Source organism: Nocardia miyunensis NBRC 108239 (genome assembly GCF_001613065.1).
GTDB classification, from domain to species: Bacteria; Actinomycetota; Actinomycetes; order Mycobacteriales; family Mycobacteriaceae; genus Nocardia; species Nocardia miyunensis.
Map to the genome: position 1 here is coordinate 1 of NZ_BDBQ01000194.1, position 1,293 is coordinate 1,293.

The following is a 1,293-nucleotide window of genomic DNA, read 5'->3' on the forward strand; positions in this document are numbered from 1 at the left end:
TCTTACCGAAACACTGCGCTACCAGGCCACCCACGACGATCTGACCGGGCTGCTCAACCGCGCCGGCCTCAACGAGCTGCTCGGCAGCCTGCTGCACGGTGGCGCTGCACAGGTCGCCGTGCTGTTCTGCGACATCGACAACTTCAAACGGGTCAACGATGCGCTGGGCCACGACGCCGGCGACGAACTGCTGAAGGCGCTGGCGTGGCTCCTCACGAACAGGTTGCCGCCAGGGACCACACCGGCCCGGCTCTCGGGTGACGAGTATCTGATCATCTGTCCGGATGTCGACGCCGTCGGGGCCTGGAGCCCTTCACGACCTGGGTGGCAGGACTGCTGTCCACGACCATACCCGTGCACGGCCGGCCGGTGGTCGTGTCGGCTTCGGTCGGCGCCGCAATGCTCGACCAGAACACCATCGGCTCGGATCTGCTGCGTTACGCCGACGCGGCGATGTTTCATGCGAAAAGCCTTGGACCCGGCCGCGTGTCGCTAGCCACCCCCGCCCTGATCGCCACCGTGGAAGCACAACTCGGCCTGGAAGAGCAACTGCACGCGGCAATAGACACCGACTCCCTCGTCCTGCACTACCAGCCGATCATGACTCGCGACCATTCCGTCGCGATGGCCGAGGCGCTGGTGCGCTGGCCGCATCCCGAACGAGGCCTGCTCTCACCAGAGGTGATCCTACGTGTGGCCGAGCAAGCAAACATGCTGCGTGCACTGGACCTCTGGGTGCTGCACACCGCCTTACACGAGGCATCCAGCTGGCCCACGTCGGACGGGCACCCCGTGGCCATCGCGGTCAACCTGTCCGATCTGCTGCCCCACGATCCGGAATTCGTCGACACGATCACCGCGGTCATCACCGAATGCGGCATCGACTGGCGCCGCGTAGTCCTGGAAGTAGTCGAAACATCCCTGGTCGACCTTCCCACACAGTCCCGGGAAGCCATGGTCGAGCTGGCCGAACGCGGCGTGCGCTTCGCCCTGGACGACTTCGGAACCGGCTACTCCTCGCTGGCCCGTCTCAAAGACCTACCCACACAGATCATCAAACTGGACCGCCAGTTCGTCTCCAGCGTGGAAACCGACGCCGGCGACCTCGCCATCGCCCAAGCCATGACCGGCATCGGCCGCGCGATGGGACGCAGATGTGTCGCCGAAGGCGTGGAAACCACCGGCCAGTTCCAGGCCCTCGACCGACTCGGAATCGACCTCTACCAGGGCTGGCTGTTCTCCCACCCACTCCCAGCCCACCAGCTCCGCGCCTTCCTCGAAAACCCACGGGGA

1 protein-coding gene and 1 pseudogene are annotated in these 1,293 nt (G+C 65.4%); both read left to right on the forward strand.

Features of this window, described 5'->3' with window-relative positions:
- Positions 1-13: 13 nt before the first annotated feature.
- Positions 14-283 (forward strand): annotated as a pseudogene (locus NM2_RS53320) (GGDEF domain-containing protein); the annotation flags it as partial.
- Positions 284-324: 41 nt separating this feature from the next.
- Positions 325-1,293: putative bifunctional diguanylate cyclase/phosphodiesterase (locus NM2_RS51210; protein ID WP_245718599.1), on the forward strand; the 969-nt coding region annotated here is incomplete at its 3' end.